The sequence below is a fragment of the Shewanella cyperi genome (assembly GCF_017354985.1).
GTDB classification, from domain to species: domain Bacteria; phylum Pseudomonadota; class Gammaproteobacteria; order Enterobacterales; family Shewanellaceae; genus Shewanella; species Shewanella cyperi.
The window spans coordinates 154,240-173,752 of sequence record NZ_CP071501.1 but is presented as its reverse complement, the minus strand read 5'-3'; the positions used below and the strand labels follow the sequence as shown (position 1 = coordinate 173,752).

Here is a 19,513-nt window from a genome sequence, read left to right as displayed (position 1 = left end):
GACTGGGCAGCCATTGTCGCTCGCAGTTGACTCTGGTGATCCAGAGGAGATGCCATCCAGCGCTCCAGCATAGCCTTGTGCCCAAGCTGTGTCATCCCTTAGCTCTGCATCCGGGATCCCGTGTTTGATCTGATCCAAGGGTAAGAGGCATAAAATAAAAAAGGCGCCTTGGGCGCCTTTTTCTGTTCATCGCTGCACGCCACCGCTGTGGCGGTCAGAAGCGGTAGCTGAGTCCAACCGACCAGTCGTTCACGGTTTCATCCAGATGGTAGTACCGATAGCGCACCGACGCCGACCACTGGGGTGACCAGTGGTAACTCGCCCCGGTGCCCACGTACATGTCGGTGCCGTCGAAGTTGGTTTTCAGCGTCTCAGTGCCGTTACTGCTCTTCACCTTCGACTCCCAGAAGAAGGCGCCCGCTTCGGCAAACAACGAGAACTGCTCCGCCACCGGGAAGCGCAGGGCGCCGCCGAGCGTCACCCCTTCGGCCAGCAGCGGCGCTACTTCGCGCACCTGCTGGTGATAGGCCGCGGGCGTGATGGTGTCGGCCTGCAGCACCAGGGTACCCTCGCCCTGGTCCACATACCCCAGGGTCAGGCCGAAGTCGTCCGTCAGGGCGTAACCCAGCTCCACTCCCCAACTGGTGTCATTGTCATCGACACCCACTATGTCGGCACTCATTATGTCAGCACTGTTTCCGCGCACATCCGTCGAAGCCTGGCCCAGCCACAGGCCCAGCTCGAAGGGTTCGGCCGTCACCGCCGCGCTCCACAGCGCCACTACCATTAACCCTATGCCTGCTCTCATTTGGTTTTGACTCCCTGTTTATTGTTTTTCGACTGACGGCGCCACAGGCCCGCCAGCAGCACACCCAAGGCCCAGAAGTTCAGCGCACCGCCGGACGAGCGGTTGGTGATGGTCACAGTCTCCATCGCCGATACCGCTATGGTCACAGTGCCTTGCGCTTCACCGCCGTCACCGTCGCTGATGCTGTAGCTCACCGTATCCGTGCCGTCATAGCCCACTGTCGGCGTATAAGTCAGGCTGTTGTCGGCGTTGATAACCACGATGCCGTGCATAGCACTGGCCGCGGTCACGGTCAGCGCATCCGCATCCGGGTCGCTGTCGTTGGCCAGCACGTCTATCACCACGCTGTTGCCACTGTGCACCGAGGCCATATCAGGCGCCGCCACCGGCGCCTTGTTCGGCAACACAGACACTGTCACCTTGCCACTGGCCGAGCCGCCCTTACCGTCACTGACACCGTAGCTCAGGTGCGCCTCACCCAGGTGCCCGGCTTCGGCCACATAGTGCAGCTGGTTGTCCACTATGCTCACCTGACCCAGGTCGGCATTCACGCTGGTCAACATCAGGCTGTCGCCGTCAACGTCGGTGTCATTGGCCAGCACGTCAATGTCGATACTGGCGTTGCGCTTCATGGTCACCACATCGGCGGTCGTCATGGGCGCATTGTTGCTGCCGGCCGGCACCGCCAGACCACCCGGGTCGTCGATGGCACTGTTGACCTCACCGTCGGCATCGTTCGGACCGCCGTCCTCTATGGTCAACTGCACACACCAGTGACCTTCGGTCAGACCTGTGCTGTAGGCCGCATCACCCGGCGGTGGGCAGTAACCCTCGGCACCGGATGCCGAGGCCACGGCGTTATTGGCATCAATCACAAAGTCCTGCCAACCACCCGGCATCAGCTTGCGGTACACAGCATTGGCCGGTACCGGCTGGAACTGGGCCACCACTATGTTGACCGACTGCCCCGACAGCGGCAGTTCTTCCACGTTGAAGTCGAACATACCGTTGCCATAGCGATAGTCGATGTCGTCCGTCGCCCCCGCGCCCTCATTACCATGGGTCACCACATCGCCGTTGCTGACACCTGTGTCACTTCCGTTGGCGCGGAACGCCACATCACCCAAACTCAATGCCAGACCGGGTTCAGTTTCCATCAGGAAGCTGTTGCTGCTGGCTGGGGTTTCCTGGACCACGTTGCGGGCCAGGTTGACCGCATCCAGGTAATCCGGGATACCGTCACCATCCTTGTCACCCGCGCCTTCATCGTTATCGTTGATGCCGTCACCGTCGCTGTCTGTGGTGTCCAGTGTCGGCAGCGCCGCCTCGACCCGCAGTTTCAGACGGTCCATACCTGTCTTGTCGCCGTCACTCACCGCCACCCGCAGCTTGTAGAAGCCCGGTGACAGCGTCGATGGGTCAAAGGTGAAGGTGCTATCGTCACCGTCGCTGTCGACCAACGCGTTATCACTCTGCGACCAGTCAAAGCTGTGGCTGTCACCCGTGTTGGGGTCGGTCACAGTGGCTGTCACCGTCACCAGGCCGCCATCCTGACTGACAATACGGGTCTGGCCGTCACCCTGGGTGGCACCAAGTACCACACTGGGCGCCACGTTGCTTTCCACTATCGTCAGGGTATGGCTGGCCTTGGGTCCCAGCACCGCATGGGTCGGGGTGCCCAGGGTGACCACTACAGTTTCATTGCCTTCGGGGGTGCCATCGTCCACTAGGTGCAGCGACACGGTTTTCTCCAGCTCGCCCTGGTTGAACATCACGCTGCCATCCACCAAATCGTGGTCTGAGCCATCGGTCGCGGCTGTGCCGCCTACGCTGTAGGGCACTTCCACCGGATAGCTCACCGCATCACCGTTGAGCAGCACCCGGAAGCTCACATCACTGCCTTCGCTCGCCGTCTGGTCTTTGCTCAGACCCACCAGGGGAATGACATTCACCGCCTGGGTCATGGACACAGTTGTGTCACCGTCGGCCGCAGACCAAGTCACCTTGTGGGCGCCGGGACTGAAGAAGCCGTTGCTGTCCACCGTCACCGGCAGACTCTCACCGCCGGCCGTGGCCACCGCCGTGCCCATCTCGACCTTGGTAAACAAGCCGGTGGCATTGACGGTCACATCCGCCGGTGGCGTCAGCACTATCCCCGCCGCCGTGGAGCTGACGGTCAACGTCGCCACGGCACTGCTTTCGGCCTTGGCCGCATCCCGCACCTTGTAGTTGACCACCACAGTGCCCTGGTAACCCAGGGGCGCACGGTAGCTCAGCTGGTTGTCCACCACTTTGGCTTCACCCAGGTTGGTGCTGACCTGATACAGGGTCAGGGCATCGCCATCGATGTCGGTGTCGTTGGCCAGCACATTGAAGGCGCTGAACTGCCCCGAATCACTGCTGAGCTCAAAGGCATCCGCCACCGCCACCGGCGCGTCATTGACCGGAGTCACGGTGATGCTGACCGTGGCCGTGCCTGAGCTCAGCGAACCATCGGATACGCTGTAGCTGAAGCTGTCATCGCCGTTGAAGTCGGCATTGGGGGTGTACAGCCACAGCGCCCCTTGCTGCACCAACTCACCGTTGGTGGGTTGTGTCTCTATGGTCACTGCCAGGGTGTCCTGGTCCGGGTCGGTCGCATCCAGCTCTATCGCTATGCTGCTGTCTTCATCGACACTGACCTGGCTGTTATTGGCCACCGGCGCCTTGTTGGCCGCCACCACAGCTTCGGTCTGGGCCGAGTCGACGGCTTCGGCGGTGCCATGACCGTCGGTATAGCCGGCGCGAACGCTGATGCGGCTGCCGATATCGGCAGCAACCAGCAGATAGCTGCTGCCACTGGCGTTGGCAATCACGGCGTTCTCCCGCAACCACTGGAAGCTTACGGCTCCCAGACCGTCATCGTCGGCCAGGTTGTGGCTGGCGGTCAGGGTTTCCCCTTCCAGCGCCACCCCGCTGATGGACACAGTCCCGGTGGGCGCATCGTTGACGTTGGCCACCGCCGCCGTCGCGGCCGAGGTCACGCTTTCCGCCGTGCCCTGACCATCTGTGTAGCTGGCGGTCACAGTCATCAGGCCACCCACGTCCACATCACCCAGCACATAGCTGGCGGCAGTGGCGCCAAGGACCGGCACACTGTTGCGGTTCCACTGGTAGCTGATGGTGCCCAGACCCTCCACGTCCGCGAGCGTGTTGCTGGCGGTGAGCATGGCATCCTCAACGGCCATACCTGAGATGGTCACACTGCCGGTCGGCGCATCATTGACCGGGGTCACGCTGACCGTGGCCTGACTCATGCTGCCGTTTGCCAGGCCATCGCTCGGTGCGGCGCTGAGGACGATGTCCACGGTTTGATCCTGCGCTGTGGTAATGGCCACCGCGTTGGCGTTGTCGAGGAAGGTATTCAGATCTGCCGCCAGCCCTGTCAGCACCATGGCATCTGTGCCCGAGCCCACTACTGTGACATTACCGCTGTTGCCCAGGGGCGATGTCAGGGTACCGCTGTCCACCGACAACACCAGGTTCAGCAGGTCATTGTCGGCATCGGCCAGTACCACAGCCGACAGGTCGATATTGCTGACCTCATCTTCCACTATGGTGAAACTGGCAGGCAGGCCCGTCAGGGTTGGCGTCCGGTTTTCATTCACAGTGATGCTCACCGACTGGGCAGTCACCTCGGTGGCATTGCCACTGGAGACAGAGTCGATGTCGACCGCAATGGTTTCGCCATCATCGCTCACCACGTCATCAATGGCGGTGACACTCAGGGTGCTGCTGTCCGAACCCGCGGGCACGGTCAGGGTCAGAGTCCCCTCAGTAAAGTTGCTGCCGAGCAGACCGTAATCGCTGTTCAATGTCGCAGTGCCACTCAGGGCCAACACCACGTCCACATCCGACAGGGCAACAAAGGCATTGCCACCGTCGTCCTGCAGTGACAGGGTCACTGTTGCGGTTTCGCTGTGGGGTTCACTGACCTCTGTCTTGTCGACACTGAGCACCAGCTTGGGCCGTACCAGGAAGTTGAGTGTGGTGTCATCACTGATACCCGCATAAGCATTGCCGTTGCTGTCGGTGATGGCGCCGTTGTCAATGTGTATGGCGTATTGCTTGCCGGTGCGCAGCGCAGCGCCGGGGGTGATGGTCAGGGCACTGCCCAGCACCGCCACCGAGCCGCCGTTATCGCCCATACCTGTGCCGGCATCGAAGCTCTCGAAGCTGCTGCCTCCCACTTCCTGCAGGCTGATACTGCCGTTGCCAAGTTGTACCGTCTCATTGAAGGTCAGTACCGGCGTGACCGTAGTGGCCACATTGACCTCGTCATCGAAGGGCGATGAACTGCTTAAGGTCGGTGCCGACACATCGGCGTTGATGCTGAACTGGGTCGCTGCCGTGTTGCCGTTACCGGCCGCATCGGTAAACACGCCTCCAGCCACATCAACCGTCACCGCGCCATCGCCTGAAGGGGTCACAGCCAGGGTGTAGCTGGTGCCACTGCCACTGAAGCTGCCCTTACTGCCGTTGCCGACCGTGACGTCGGCCGCAGTGAAGTCGCTGCTGCTTTCGCTCAGGGTAAAGGTCACATCAAACTGACCGTTGACCGTGCCAGAGGCACTTGAGCCAATACTCACAGTGGGTGCGATAGCATCTATCAACACACTGGTTGTTGAACCAACTGAATTAAGGGTTAAGTCGAGATCATTCCCTGAGCTATCGCGCAGAGTGCCACCGTTGGCTGAGAGTGCCCCGACCGCAATACCATCGGTATCTTCATCACCGGACAGCACGGTATGACGGAACACCAAAGCACTGGTACCGCTGCCAGACAGATAAGCGGCCTGGCGGGTCGTGGCGCCTATAGTCAGGCTCAACTGTGGCGTTCCACCACCGGTATCAACCGTCACGTTGTCATCCAGGTTGACGGTGAAATCCAGGCTATCCCCAACAATATAGGTGCCATTGACAGGCACACTGACGCTGGTCACTGTCGGCACGTCTTTATCTATGCTGCTGTTGCTGGTATCAGCCTGCTGGGTAGTATTACCTGCATTATCTGTGGCCTCGACACTGACATTCAGGTTGCTGCCACTGGTTGAGCCTGAGGTAATGTCGTAGGTAGCACTCCAGACGCCGGCAGAATCTGTTGCAGTCACGGCGCTGCCGCCGCCCATGCTGCTGAAATCAACTGTGACCCCAACTATGGTATCGCTGTTGTTGTCACCGCCAGCTGTATTATTCCAGGTCGCAGTCACAGTGTCGCCCAGGATAAAGGCTCCGCCGGTACCGGTGCCGCCTGTGACCGTGATATTACCGTCGGTGACCGTGGGTGCAATATTATCGACCGTGGCATTGGTGGTATCAGCAGTGGTGCTTGAACCGCTGCCGGTGGCGGTAACACTGACGTTACGGTTGGAAGCATCGATTGCGCCAGCCACTATGGTATAGGTCGCGGTCCAGATATCCAGATTGTTGCTGGCCGCAACCGCCGCGCCGCCGCCGAATTGACTGAAGTCGACAGTCACCGCTGACACACCGGCATTATTGTCACCAGTGCCAGAGTTATCCCAGGTCGCCGTGACCACATCGCCGATCCTGAAGGCGCCGGCCGTTCCGGTACCGCCGCTGATGCTGATATTGCCATCAGTGACCGTTGGTGGACTTATCGCATTAATGCTGCTGCTGTTGACGGCAGTCAGGCCGCCGGATGTCGCACGTAACGCTATGGTATCGCTGACACCCCCTGCCGTGTATTGAATCGCCAAACCTGTGTAGGTAGAGGCTCCGCTGGTCGGCGATATAGTTACGGTGGAACCGAGAATATCTTCATCACCGGTACCCGTGAACGCGTCGACTGTGCCGTCGACAATACCATCATTGGGATCTGTGACCGAAAGGACTATCGCTGTCGCGTAGCCGGTATCGACTGTACTGGTACCGTCCACAGCCTTGACCACAGGAACCGTGGAGAAGTTGGTGGACGCGCCGCTGACCAAGGTCGTCGGAGCTGGTTGGGTGGTAAAGATCAACTGTGTCGCAACCACGTCCGAGTTCACCGCATTGGATGTTCCGTCGGTTAAGGCGCCGGAAGCTGCGGTCAAGGTGAACGCTTCCTGGTCGGCCGTTGCCGTATATACGACGTTGGTGAAGGTTGCCACGCCTGCGGTGGCAGCCAGCGTGGTCGTCCCCGAAAGCGAACCGGCGCTGCCTTCGGTAAGTGTGATGTTGCTGGTGTAATCAACGTCGGTGTTGCCGAAGGCATCGGTCGCTGCCACGACCGGCTGAGTAGTCAGCGCAGCCCCGGAAACCGAGCCGGCCGGCTGGGTATTGAAAGTGAGCTTTGAGGCGACGACGCTGATGGCCGCACCTGCACCATTGCTGACGGAGGAAGTGACACCGAAATGACTGTCGACTTGACCAACAGTAACATCTGTAGCGCCGTCCAGGCTCAAGGTAAACGTATGGCCTTCTGTCAGGCCGGTGGTGGTATTGAAATAACCATTGATGGTGTAGGTCTCGTTGCCGCCGTCGGCAACGCTGATAGAGAGACCGGAGAAGGTGATGGTCTGGGCGCCGCTGTTGTAGACGCCGACCACGTTAGTGGCGTCAGGGCCATTCAATCGCCAGGTAACAGCCGAGCGTTCGGTGTTGCTGCTGGTGCCCCCGATGTGCACCACGATTTGCGACGCGGTCAGGTTACGAGCATCGCCGCTACCGCCATCGGTCAAGGTGAAGTCCATGAAGTCAATGGCCTCACCAACTGTATCCACAGTGGTGTCTATGGTGCTGGCTTCTGCGCCAGCGCCGGCGGTCAGGTTGCCGTCGCTGTCATATAGAGGATCAGCCTGGGTAATCTTGAACGGAAGATCGTTACCGTTCTGGAAGCCGCCGAGGTCAGGCGAAAACAAGGCGCCACCGGCGTAGTTGTTGCTGTTGACATAACCAATGTCGAGGGCGGTCTTTGGCGTCAACAGGAAGGTGTAGACGTTGCCGCTGATTATCGGCACTTCGGTGTCCACGGTAATGGCGGTGTAACTGTAGACGTTGGGGTCGATGATGGCGGCGACGCCCGAAAAATCGATACCGCTCTTGCTATAGAGCAGGGTTCCGCCATTGCCGGCGCCCGAATAGATATTGAGTGTCGCGGTTCCGAAGACGTTGTTCGAGGCCGCAATCTCGACCTGGGTGATCCGTCCGGTCTTGGTCGCCGTGAACGACTGCCCCATGTTGAAACCCATTACGCTGGTACCGCCCAAGGTGCCGCCATTAGAGAGCACTACATCGGCCGCCTGAGCACTTGACCAACCTAAACCGAGATAAATTGACAGCGAGAGCAAAGCGCGGGCGCGGACGCCCGTTAATGCGTTTTTCATAAAGCACTCCAATGCCAAATAGGTAGGATTAAACTTTTGTTTTGTAGGGAATCTGAGATGGTGAGTATAGATAAGGATTTACAGTATGCTAGCTCGTTATGGTGCAATTTCGATCAATTTTTTGCAGCTGTGCCGAGACGGAGCTACCACAGAAAAAGCAGAACCTAGTCCACTGGGATCATTTATCAGTTGTTAACAATAGAAAACTTAAAAGCCGACGCGAGAAACTTAAAAAAACTATAGAATCGCAATACAATCAACCGCTCACGTCATCATCAAAAAGATAGCTATTTCAGTAGCCGACATGGACAATTAACAATCAAATCTCAAATTTGTACCTGAAGCAGAGATCTGACTTGCCGCTTATCATTTACCCGGACAAATAAAACAGGCGCACTAAGCGCCCGTTTTGATTAAGTATTAACGGCTTCAGAAGCGGTAGCTGAGTCCAACCGACCAGTCGTTCACGGTTTCATCCAGGTGGTAGTACCGATAGCGTACCGACGCCGACCACTGGGGTGACCAGTGGTAACTCGCCCCGGTGCCCACGTACATGTCGGTGCCGTCGAAGTTGGTTTTCAGCGTCTCAGTGCCGTTACTGCTCTTCACCTTCGACTCCCAGAAGAAGGCGCCCGCTTCGGCAAACAACGAGAACTGCTCCGCCACCGGGAAGCGCAGGGCGCCGCCGAGCGTCACCCCTTCGGCCAGCAGCGGCGCTACTTCGCGCACCTGCTGGTGATAGGCCGCGGGCGTGATGGTGTCGGCCTGCAGCACCAGGGTACCCTCGCCCTGGTCCACATACCCCAGGGTCAGGCCGAAGTCGTCCGTCAGGGCGTAACCCAGCTCCACTCCCCAACTGGTGTCATTGTCATCGACACCCACTATGTCGGCACTCATTATGTCAGCACTGTTTCCGCGCACATCCGTCGAAGCCTGGCCCAGCCACAGGCCCAGCTCGAAGGGTTCGGCCGTCACCGCCGCGCTCCACAGCGCCACTACCATTAACCCTATGCCTGCTCTCATTTGGTTTTGACTCCCTGTTTATTGTTTTTCGACTGACGGCGCCACAGGCCCGCCAGCAGCACACCCAAGGCCCAGAAGTTCAGCGCACCGCCGGACGAGCGGTTGGTGATGGTCACAGTCTCCATCGCCGATACCGCTATGGTCACAGTGCCTTGCGCTTCACCGCCGTCACCGTCGCTGATGCTGTAGCTCACCGTATCCGTGCCGTCATAGCCCACTGTCGGCGTATAAGTCAGGCTGTTGTCGGCGTTGATAACCACGATGCCGTGCATAGCACTGGCCGCGGTCACGGTCAGCGCATCCGCATCCGGGTCGCTGTCGTTGGCCAGCACGTCTATCACCACGCTGTTGCCACTGTGCACCGAGGCCATATCAGGCGCCGCCACCGGCGCCTTGTTCGGCAACACAGACACTGTCACCTTGCCACTGGCCGAGCCGCCCTTACCGTCACTGACACCGTAGCTCAGGTGCGCCTCACCCAGGTGCCCGGCTTCGGCCACATAGTGCAGCTGGTTGTCCACTATGCTCACCTGACCCAGGTCGGCATTCACGCTGGTCAACATCAGGCTGTCGCCGTCAACGTCGGTGTCATTGGCCAGCACGTCAATGTCGATACTGGCGTTGCGCTTCATGGTCACCACATCGGCGGTCGTCATGGGCGCATTGTTGCTGCCGGCCGGCACCGCCAGACCACCCGGGTCGTCGATGGCACTGTTGACCTCACCGTCGGCATCGTTCGGACCGCCGTCCTCTATGGTCAACTGCACACACCAGTGACCTTCGGTCAGACCTGTGCTGTAGGCCGCATCACCCGGCGGTGGGCAGTAACCCTCGGCACCGGATGCCGAGGCCACGGCGTTATTGGCATCAATCACAAAGTCCTGCCAACCACCCGGCATCAGCTTGCGGTACACAGCATTGGCCGGTACCGGCTGGAACTGGGCCACCACTATGTTGACCGACTGCCCCGACAGCGGCAGTTCTTCCACGTTGAAGTCGAACATACCGTTGCCATAGCGATAGTCGATGTCGTCCGTCGCCCCCGCGCCCTCATTACCATGGGTCACCACATCGCCGTTGCTGACACCTGTGTCACTTCCGTTGGCGCGGAACGCCACATCACCCAAACTCAATGCCAGACCGGGTTCAGTTTCCATCAGGAAGCTGTTGCTGCTGGCTGGGGTTTCCTGGACCACGTTGCGGGCCAGGTTGACCGCATCCAGGTAATCCGGGATACCGTCACCATCCTTGTCACCCGCGCCTTCATCGTTATCGTTGATGCCGTCACCGTCGCTGTCTGTGGTGTCCAGTGTCGGCAGCGCCGCCTCGACCCGCAGTTTCAGACGGTCCATACCTGTCTTGTCGCCGTCACTCACCGCCACCCGCAGCTTGTAGAAGCCCGGTGACAGCGTCGATGGGTCAAAGGTGAAGGTGCTATCGTCACCGTCGCTGTCGACCAACGCGTTATCACTCTGCGACCAGTCAAAGCTGTGGCTGTCACCCGTGTTGGGGTCGGTCACAGTGGCTGTCACCGTCACCAGGCCGCCATCCTGACTGACAATACGGGTCTGGCCGTCACCCTGGGTGGCACCAAGTACCACACTGGGCGCCACGTTGCTTTCCACTATCGTCAGGGTATGGCTGGCCTTGGGTCCCAGCACCGCATGGGTCGGGGTGCCCAGGGTGACCACTACAGTTTCATTGCCTTCGGGGGTGCCATCGTCCACTAGGTGCAGCGACACGGTTTTCTCCAGCTCGCCCTGGTTGAACATCACGCTGCCATCCACCAAATCGTGGTCTGAGCCATCGGTCGCGGCTGTGCCGCCTACGCTGTAGGGCACTTCCACCGGATAGCTCACCGCATCACCGTTGAGCAGCACCCGGAAGCTCACATCACTGCCTTCGCTCGCCGTCTGGTCTTTGCTCAGACCCACCAGGGGAATGACATTCACCGCCTGGGTCATGGACACAGTTGTGTCACCGTCGGCCGCAGACCAAGTCACCTTGTGGGCGCCGGGACTGAAGAAGCCGTTGCTGTCCACCGTCACCGGCAGACTCTCACCGCCGGCCGTGGCCACCGCCGTGCCCATCTCGACCTTGGTAAACAAGCCGGTGGCATTGACGGTCACATCCGCCGGTGGCGTCAGCACTATCCCCGCCGCCGTGGAGCTGACGGTCAACGTCGCCACGGCACTGCTTTCGGCCTTGGCCGCATCCCGCACCTTGTAGTTGACCACCACAGTGCCCTGGTAACCCAGGGGCGCACGGTAGCTCAGCTGGTTGTCCACCACTTTGGCTTCACCCAGGTTGGTGCTGACCTGATACAGGGTCAGGGCATCGCCATCGATGTCGGTGTCGTTGGCCAGCACATTGAAGGCGCTGAACTGCCCCGAATCACTGCTGAGCTCAAAGGCATCCGCCACCGCCACCGGCGCGTCATTGACCGGAGTCACGGTGATGCTGACCGTGGCCGTGCCTGAGCTCAGCGAACCATCGGATACGCTGTAGCTGAAGCTGTCATCGCCGTTGAAGTCGGCATTGGGGGTGTACAGCCACAGCGCCCCTTGCTGCACCAACTCACCGTTGGTGGGTTGTGTCTCTATGGTCACTGCCAGGGTGTCCTGGTCCGGGTCGGTCGCATCCAGCTCTATCGCTATGCTGCTGTCTTCATCGACACTGACCTGGCTGTTATTGGCCACCGGCGCCTTGTTGGCCGCCACCACAGCTTCGGTCTGGGCCGAGTCGACGGCTTCGGCGGTGCCATGACCGTCGGTATAGCCGGCGCGAACGCTGATGCGGCTGCCGATATCGGCAGCAACCAGCAGATAGCTGCTGCCACTGGCGTTGGCAATCACGGCGTTCTCCCGCAACCACTGGAAGCTTACGGCTCCCAGACCGTCATCGTCGGCCAGGTTGTGGCTGGCGGTCAGGGTTTCCCCTTCCAGCGCCACCCCGCTGATGGACACAGTCCCGGTGGGCGCATCGTTGACGTTGGCCACCGCCGCCGTCGCGGCCGAGGTCACGCTTTCCGCCGTGCCCTGACCATCTGTGTAGCTGGCGGTCACAGTCATCAGGCCACCCACGTCCACATCACCCAGCACATAGCTGGCGGCAGTGGCGCCAAGGACCGGCACACTGTTGCGGTTCCACTGGTAGCTGATGGTGCCCAGACCCTCCACGTCCGCGAGCGTGTTGCTGGCGGTGAGCATGGCATCCTCAACGGCCATACCTGAGATGGTCACACTGCCGGTCGGCGCATCATTGACCGGGGTCACGCTGACCGTGGCCTGACTCATGCTGCCGTTTGCCAGGCCATCGCTCGGTGCGGCGCTGAGGACGATGTCCACGGTTTGATCCTGCGCTGTGGTAATGGCCACCGCGTTGGCGTTGTCGAGGAAGGTATTCAGATCTGCCGCCAGCCCTGTCAGCACCATGGCATCTGTGCCCGAGCCCACTACTGTGACATTACCGCTGTTGCCCAGGGGCGATGTCAGGGTACCGCTGTCCACCGACAACACCAGGTTCAGCAGGTCATTGTCGGCATCGGCCAGTACCACAGCCGACAGGTCGATATTGCTGACCTCATCTTCCACTATGGTGAAACTGGCAGGCAGGCCCGTCAGGGTTGGCGTCCGGTTTTCATTCACAGTGATGCTCACCGACTGGGCAGTCACCTCGGTGGCATTGCCACTGGAGACAGAGTCGATGTCGACCGCAATGGTTTCGCCATCATCGCTCACCACGTCATCAATGGCGGTGACACTCAGGGTGCTGCTGTCCGAACCCGCGGGCACGGTCAGGGTCAGAGTCCCCTCAGTAAAGTTGCTGCCGAGCAGACCGTAATCGCTGTTCAATGTCGCAGTGCCACTCAGGGCCAACACCACGTCCACATCCGACAGGGCAACAAAGGCATTGCCACCGTCGTCCTGCAGTGACAGGGTCACTGTTGCGGTTTCGCTGTGGGGTTCACTGACCTCTGTCTTGTCGACACTGAGCACCAGCTTGGGCCGTACCAGGAAGTTGAGTGTGGTGTCATCACTGATACCCGCATAGGCATTGCCGTTGCTGTCGGTGATGGCGCCGTTGTCAATGTGTATGGCGTATTGCTTGCCGGTGCGCAGCGCAGCGCCGGGGGTGATGGTCAGGGCACTGCCCAGCACCGCCACCGAGCCGCCGTTATCGCCCATACCTGTGCCGGCATCGAAGCTCTCGAAGCTGCTGCCTCCCACTTCCTGCAGGCTGATACTGCCGTTGCCAAGTTGTACCGTCTCATTGAAGGTCAGTACCGGCGTGACCGTGGTGGCCACATTGACCTCGTCATCGAAGGGCGATGAACTACTTAAGGTCGGTGCCGACACATCGGCGTTGATGCTGAACTGGGTCGCGGCCATGTTGCCGTTGCCGGCCGCATCGGTAAACACGCCTCCAGCCACATCAACCGTCACCGCGCCATCGCCTGAAGGGGTCACAGCCAGGGTGTAGCTGGTGCCACTGCCACTGAAGCTGCCCTTACTGCCGTTGCCGACCGTGACGTCGGCCGCAGTGAAGTCGCTGCTGCTTTCGCTCAGGGTAAAGGTCACATCAAACTGACCGTTGACGGTTCCCGAGGAAGTGGAGCTGATGTTGATACTGGGGGAAGTCACATCGGCCGCAATGCTGAACTGCGTCGCAGCATTGTTACCGTTGCCGACTGCATCGGTAAAGACGCCTCCCGCCACATCAACCGTGACTGTACCATCGGCGCTTGGCGTTACCGTCAAAGTATAACTGCTGCCACTGCCACTCAAAGCACCTTTGCTGCCGTTGCCAACCGTGATGTCGGCCGCGGTAAAGTCGCTGCTGCTCTCACTTAAGGTAAAGGTCACGTCAAACGGGCCGTTGACCGTACCAGAGGCACTGGAGCCAATAACCACACTGGGGCCAGTGACATCTGCGGCGATGCTGAACTGGGTCGCTGCCGTGTTGTTGTTGCCGGCAGCATCGGTAAACACGCCCCCCGCCACGTCGACGGTGACCGTGCCATCGGCAGAGGGCGTCACGGGCAAGGTGTAACTGGTACCGCTGCCACTCAAGGTGCCCTTGGCGCCGTTGCTGACAGTGATGTCGAACGCTTCGAAGTCAGTGCTACTCTCGCTTAAGGTAAAGGTCACGTCAAACTGACCATTGACCGTACCCGAAGCACTGCTGGAAATGGTTACACCGGGTGGGGTGACATCGGCATTGATGCTGAACTGGGTCGCGGCCGTGTTGTTGTTACCGGCGGCATCGGTAAACACACCGCCCGCCACATCAACCGTTACAGTTCCATCAGCAGAAGGCGTCAAAGGCAGGGTGTAACTGGTGCCACTGCCACTCAATGCGCCCTTGGTGCCGTTGCCGACCGTGACGTCGGACACATCGAAATCAGTGCTGCTCTCGCTCAGGGTAAAGGTCACATCAAACTGACCGTTGACGGTTCCCGAGGACGTGGAGCTGATGGCAACGGTCGGGACAACCGCATCCACCAGCACACTGGTGGTTGAACCCACAGAATTCAGCGTCAGGTTCATATCGTTGCCAACGGAGTCTTTCAAGGTGCCACCGTTGGCTGCAAGAGTGCCTACCGCAATACCATTGATATCTTCATCACCGGATTGCACCGTGTATCTGAACAACAGGGCACTGGTGCCGCTGCCCGAGACATAGACGGCCTGGCGGGTGGTTGCACCTATGGTGATGGCCATTTGTGGCGTGCCGCCGCCTGTGTTGACCGTGACGTTTTCACTGGTATTGACAGTGAAATCCAGGTTCTGTCCGGCGATATAGGTGCCATTGGCAGGCACACTGACCGAGGACACTGTAGGTGCCACAGCATCCACCAGCACACTGGTTGTTGAACCCACCGAATTAAGAGTAGTGTTGAGATCGTTGGTTGCGGTATCACGCAGGGTGCCGCCGTTGGCTGAGAGTGAACCTACGACAATGCCATCGGTATCCAGATCGCCCGATTGTACTGTGTATCTGAAAACCAGCGCACTGGAGCCACTGCCCGCCAGGTAGGTGGCTTGCCGTGTTGTTGCGCCTATGGTGATGGCTATTTGCGGCGTGCCACCGCCGGTATTCACCGTTACGTTATCATCCAGGTTGATGGTGAAATCCAAATTCTGTCCGGCGATATAGGTGGCGTTGGCCGGCACGCTGACCGAGGACACTGTCGGTGCAACCGCATCCACCAGCACACTGGTGGTTGCCCCCACCGAATTGAGGGTGGTGTTAAGATCATTGGCTGCGGCATCCCGCAGGGTACCGCCATTGGCGGAAAGCGCCCCGACAGCTATGCCGTCGGTATCCAGTTCGCCCGATTGCACTGTATATCTGAATAGCAGCGCACTGGTGCCGCTGCCCGAAACATACACAGCCTGGCGGGTGGTTGCGCCTATGGTGATGGCAATTTGTGGCGTACCACCGCCGGTGTTCACAGTGACAGCCTCGCTGGTATTCAGAGTGAAATCCAGGTTCTGCCCGGCAACATAGGTGCCGTTGGCCGGCACACTGACCGAGGACACTGTCGGTGCTAACGCATCCACCAGCACACTGGTGGTTGAACCCACGGAATTCAGCGTCAGGTTCATATCGTTGCCAACGGAGTCTTTCAAGGTGCCACCGTTGGCTGCAAGAGTGCCTACCGCAATACCGTCGCTGTCGGCGTCGCCTGACTGTACTGTGTAACGGAACACCAGAGCACTGGTACCGCTGCCCGACTGGTAAACTGCCTGCCGGGTGGTTGCACCTATGGTGATGGCCATTTGTGGTGTGCCACCGCTTGTGTTGACCGTGACGTTTTCACTGGTATTGACGGTGAAATCCAGGCTCTGCCCGGCGATATAGGTGCCGTTGGCCGGAACAGTCACCGAAGAAACTGTAGGCACTATCGCATCCACCAGAACACTGGACGTTGAGCCTACCGAGTTTAGGGTGACATTCATATCGTTGAGGGCGGCATCACGCAGGGTGCCACCGTTGGCTGATAAGGTGCCAATGGCAATGCCATCGCTGTCCAAATCGCCCGATTGCACCGTGTATCTGAATAGCAAGGCACTGGTGCCACTTCCTGACTGATAAGTTGCCTGACGCAAGGTGGCACCAACGGTGATGCCCAGTTGTGGTGTGCCACCACTGGTGTTAACGGTCACAGCCTCGCTGGTATTCACGATGAAGTTCAAATTCTGTCCGACGATGTAAGTGGCGCTGGCCGGCACGCTGACCGACGTCACAGTAGGTGCCAGAGTATCGACTGTGATAGTGAATTGAGAGGTAGAAGAAGTATCCACGCCGCTGTTCGCCGTGCCACCATCGTCCTGCACCTGCACGTTAATGGTGGCTGTACCTTCAACTCCGCTCGCAGGTGTATAGGTCAGGGTGCCGGCATTGCTGATGTCCACGCCGGATACCACGTTATTGGTGTCGCTCGCTTCAGACACAATAAAATCGGCAATCCCTTGCACCGCTTCGACGTCACCGTCATTGGACATGGACGCGAAGCTGTTCACCGACTGCTGTAGGCCGCCGGTGCCGCTGCCTGCGCTCTGGTTTGAACCAATTGACAGCGACGGCGCATCGTTGACCGAAGTGATGTTGATACTGATCGACGGGTTTGACGCCAAGTTGCCGCCGTTACCGTCGGTTGCACTGATGGTCAGGGTTGCAGCGCCGTTACCTGCAGCATTGGCGGCCCCGGTGTACTTGATGTTCGATGCTGTATCCAGGTAGGTGTTGATATTGGCAGGAGTGCCTGCAAGGGTTAAGGCGGCAGTTCCTGAGCCGCCTATGGTCACTCCGCCGCCGCTTGTAGCGGTCAAGGTGCCTGTGTTCAAGGAAAGTGTGACAGTCAGGCTGTCGCCATCCGCATCCGCAAAGATGACGGCGGACAAATCAACGTTGCTTGCCGTGTCTTCCAGCACAGTCACACTCGCCGGGGCGCCAGATACAGTTGGGGCATTGTTGACGGCGGATTGGCAATAGGGGCTAGCCAACGCAGCAGCTTTACTTGCGAAGAGAGTGCCACCATTTGACGCATTATTACGGGATACAAGATGGTCGCTAGGGATATGATTGATATATAAGGCTGCGCTGCCACCGGAAGAGACTAGCCCAACCCGCTTTCTTGAGCTGGCTGCACCAAAGTCAGGGTGATAAATGTACTTGGTGCCAAAAGTTCCGTGAGCATAGGTATAGCAAACGGTGGCCAGATTATGATCCATCTGCTGCATGGCAAGTGGGTCAAAGGGGGAGCGCAGATCCATATCACCGGTCACAAGCTCCAGCTCCCAGTCGCCACCAAGGCGGGTCGGTCCGGTCAAATCAGTGGAGGCGGCGATATTCACCTCTCCCAGCTGGTTTTTCAGTTCTGTGACAAAGGCCTCTCCTTTGGCGTCGGCCGCCAGCGAACAGCCGTACAGATACAGGCCGCCGTGTTCGGCAAAGGCCTGTTTAATCTCTGCCAGGCTGCCCGCGTACTCGTCAAATTTCTCCCGGGTCAACCGGGTATTGCCAAGCTGCAATACCCCATCGCTGCCGTGGGAGATCAGGTGCACCTTTTGAAGCTCTTTAAAATGGCCGAGGATGGTCGCCAGCGCCTTCACCCCGTCGCTGTCGGCGGCAATGGTAAACACCATGATCCTGGGGTCCACCCCGTTAAGCAGGATGGCGGCATCCTCGACGCCGGCATCAACGATGATAATTTCATCTACTGCCATTCTGGGCGGGGTTTTATTTACTTGGCTGACTGGCTGCTGTTGAGCCTGATCCGGAATATCGCCGGACATGTCACTTTTTACCAGCTCACCCGGGCCTATCAGCGCCGGATCTTGTAATACGGCAAATCGGGTTTCATCGGATACGCACTGGCTTTGCATCCTTACTGCCGGGCTGGTATCGCAATCTCTGGTCGCAGCCAAGTCAAAGGCATTGAAGGGATCCTTGCCCTTGGCTTCATCCTTTAGCGCGGCGGCACCATTTTTGCCAAAGGCGACCTTGCTGCTGAAACGAGAGGTGGAAAAGCGGCTTCTTGCTGCCGAATTGTGGGCGGCGGCTGCACCGGCAAACAGGGCGGGAACAAGGGCGCCGAGGGCGGCTTTTTTCAGATCGTTTTTCATGCCAATTCTTCCGTGTAATCGAACAAATGACGAATTGAAACCATGTTATTAGCGGCGAGATCCGGTGTAACCGCATCCCGCACTACGGCGATATCGTAGATTTGACTGACATCGCCGCTAAAGACGATATTTCCGACAATGCCTTGGCTATCAAGGTCTATTACCCAGACCCCACATTGTGATTCTTCCAGCGCTTCGGCTATGGGTACCGTGGCACCTATGTCGCTCTTACGCACCTTGGACAAACCAACAAACATCAGGTTACCGATAAAGTTCATCCCCCGGGGAAATCCGGGCAGGGTGATCAAGGTCTGTGTTGTTTTTGTCGCGGGATCATACTCAAGCACCCGTCCGGTGCCGGAGTCACATAGATATACCCGTTCACGATAGTAACGGGGTGAGTGGGGCATGATGAGATCCTTCAGCAGGATCTCATCCGTGTCGACGTCGATCAGCGTGCCTTCACCCAGCGGCCTATCAACCCAGGAATCCAGGTTGTCACATTGATTAAAGGTGGTGACGTATTTGGGATAGCCGTCTTTCAGCGCCATTCCGTTCAGATGGCAGCGATCTTCCGGCACCAGCTCACTGATAAAGGGCGGTTTCCAGCGGGCAACAAAGCTGTAATCCGGTGATAAGGTGGAAAGGCAGGAAAACGTTGAATTCACAACCCAAAGTCCCTCATTGCCCCAGGCGATATCATGGATATTGATCATCCCTGTACTCAGTGCCGCCCGTGGCAGATACAGGGCATCGGCCTGCTTAAAAGCTTGTATTTCTTTTTCTTTCCTGGTTCTGAACAGTTCACCAATATGCTGCCTGTCTTCCTTGATTTTTCTCGACAGCTTGGCCTCGCTGTCCATCTGGCCGTTTTTGATATTGTTAAGAACGACTTCACTGTGGCGAAAATCCAATACCTGGGTCAGGGTACCCAAGGTGAGGCGGCCTGCATCGGCACATACCCCCATGGGGCGGGGAAAGTACTTGAAATGAGTGTTGATTTTCACACCGTCGGTGCGAAGAAAAAAGAGCCTGTCGGCCTGATAACTGGTTACCGCAATAGAGATGTTCAAGGCCTTGAGTAAACCGGGCAGATTGCTTGAGTATTCACTTGAAAAATCGAACAATTTTTGCGCGACTTGCTGCTGAGGTTCCATCTCTTTCACTTCAGACATTTTTAT

At 58.7% G+C, this 19,513-nt stretch carries 5 protein-coding genes; all 5 read right to left on the bottom strand.

The window, feature by feature from the left end; genetic code table 11:
* Nucleotides 1-214 precede the first annotated feature (214 nt).
* A complete protein-coding gene (locus JYB84_RS00700) occupies nt 215-808 on the bottom strand; it encodes an outer membrane beta-barrel protein (protein ID WP_207321570.1) in 594 nt (197 codons plus the stop codon).
* Complete coding sequence (locus JYB84_RS00695; RefSeq protein WP_207321571.1) at nt 805-8,175, bottom strand: Ig-like domain-containing protein; 7,371 nt, start codon at nt 8,173-8,175, stop codon at nt 805-807. Before JYB84_RS00695 ends, JYB84_RS00700 begins: the two co-directional genes overlap by 4 nt.
* A 429-nt stretch (nt 8,176-8,604) precedes the next feature.
* A complete protein-coding gene (locus tag JYB84_RS00690; protein WP_207321570.1) occupies nt 8,605-9,198 on the bottom strand; it encodes an outer membrane beta-barrel protein in 594 nt (197 codons plus the stop codon).
* Nucleotides 9,195-18,332, bottom strand: coding sequence for an Ig-like domain-containing protein (locus tag JYB84_RS00685; RefSeq protein WP_207321569.1), 9,138 nt, complete (start codon nt 18,330-18,332; stop codon nt 9,195-9,197). The genes JYB84_RS00690 and JYB84_RS00685 overlap by 4 nt, the downstream gene beginning before the upstream one ends.
* A complete protein-coding gene (locus tag JYB84_RS00680; protein WP_228290854.1) occupies nt 18,329-19,507 on the bottom strand; it encodes a TIGR03032 family protein in 1,179 nt (392 codons plus the stop codon). Before JYB84_RS00680 ends, JYB84_RS00685 begins: the two co-directional genes overlap by 4 nt.
* Nucleotides 19,508-19,513: the final 6 nt, after the last annotated feature.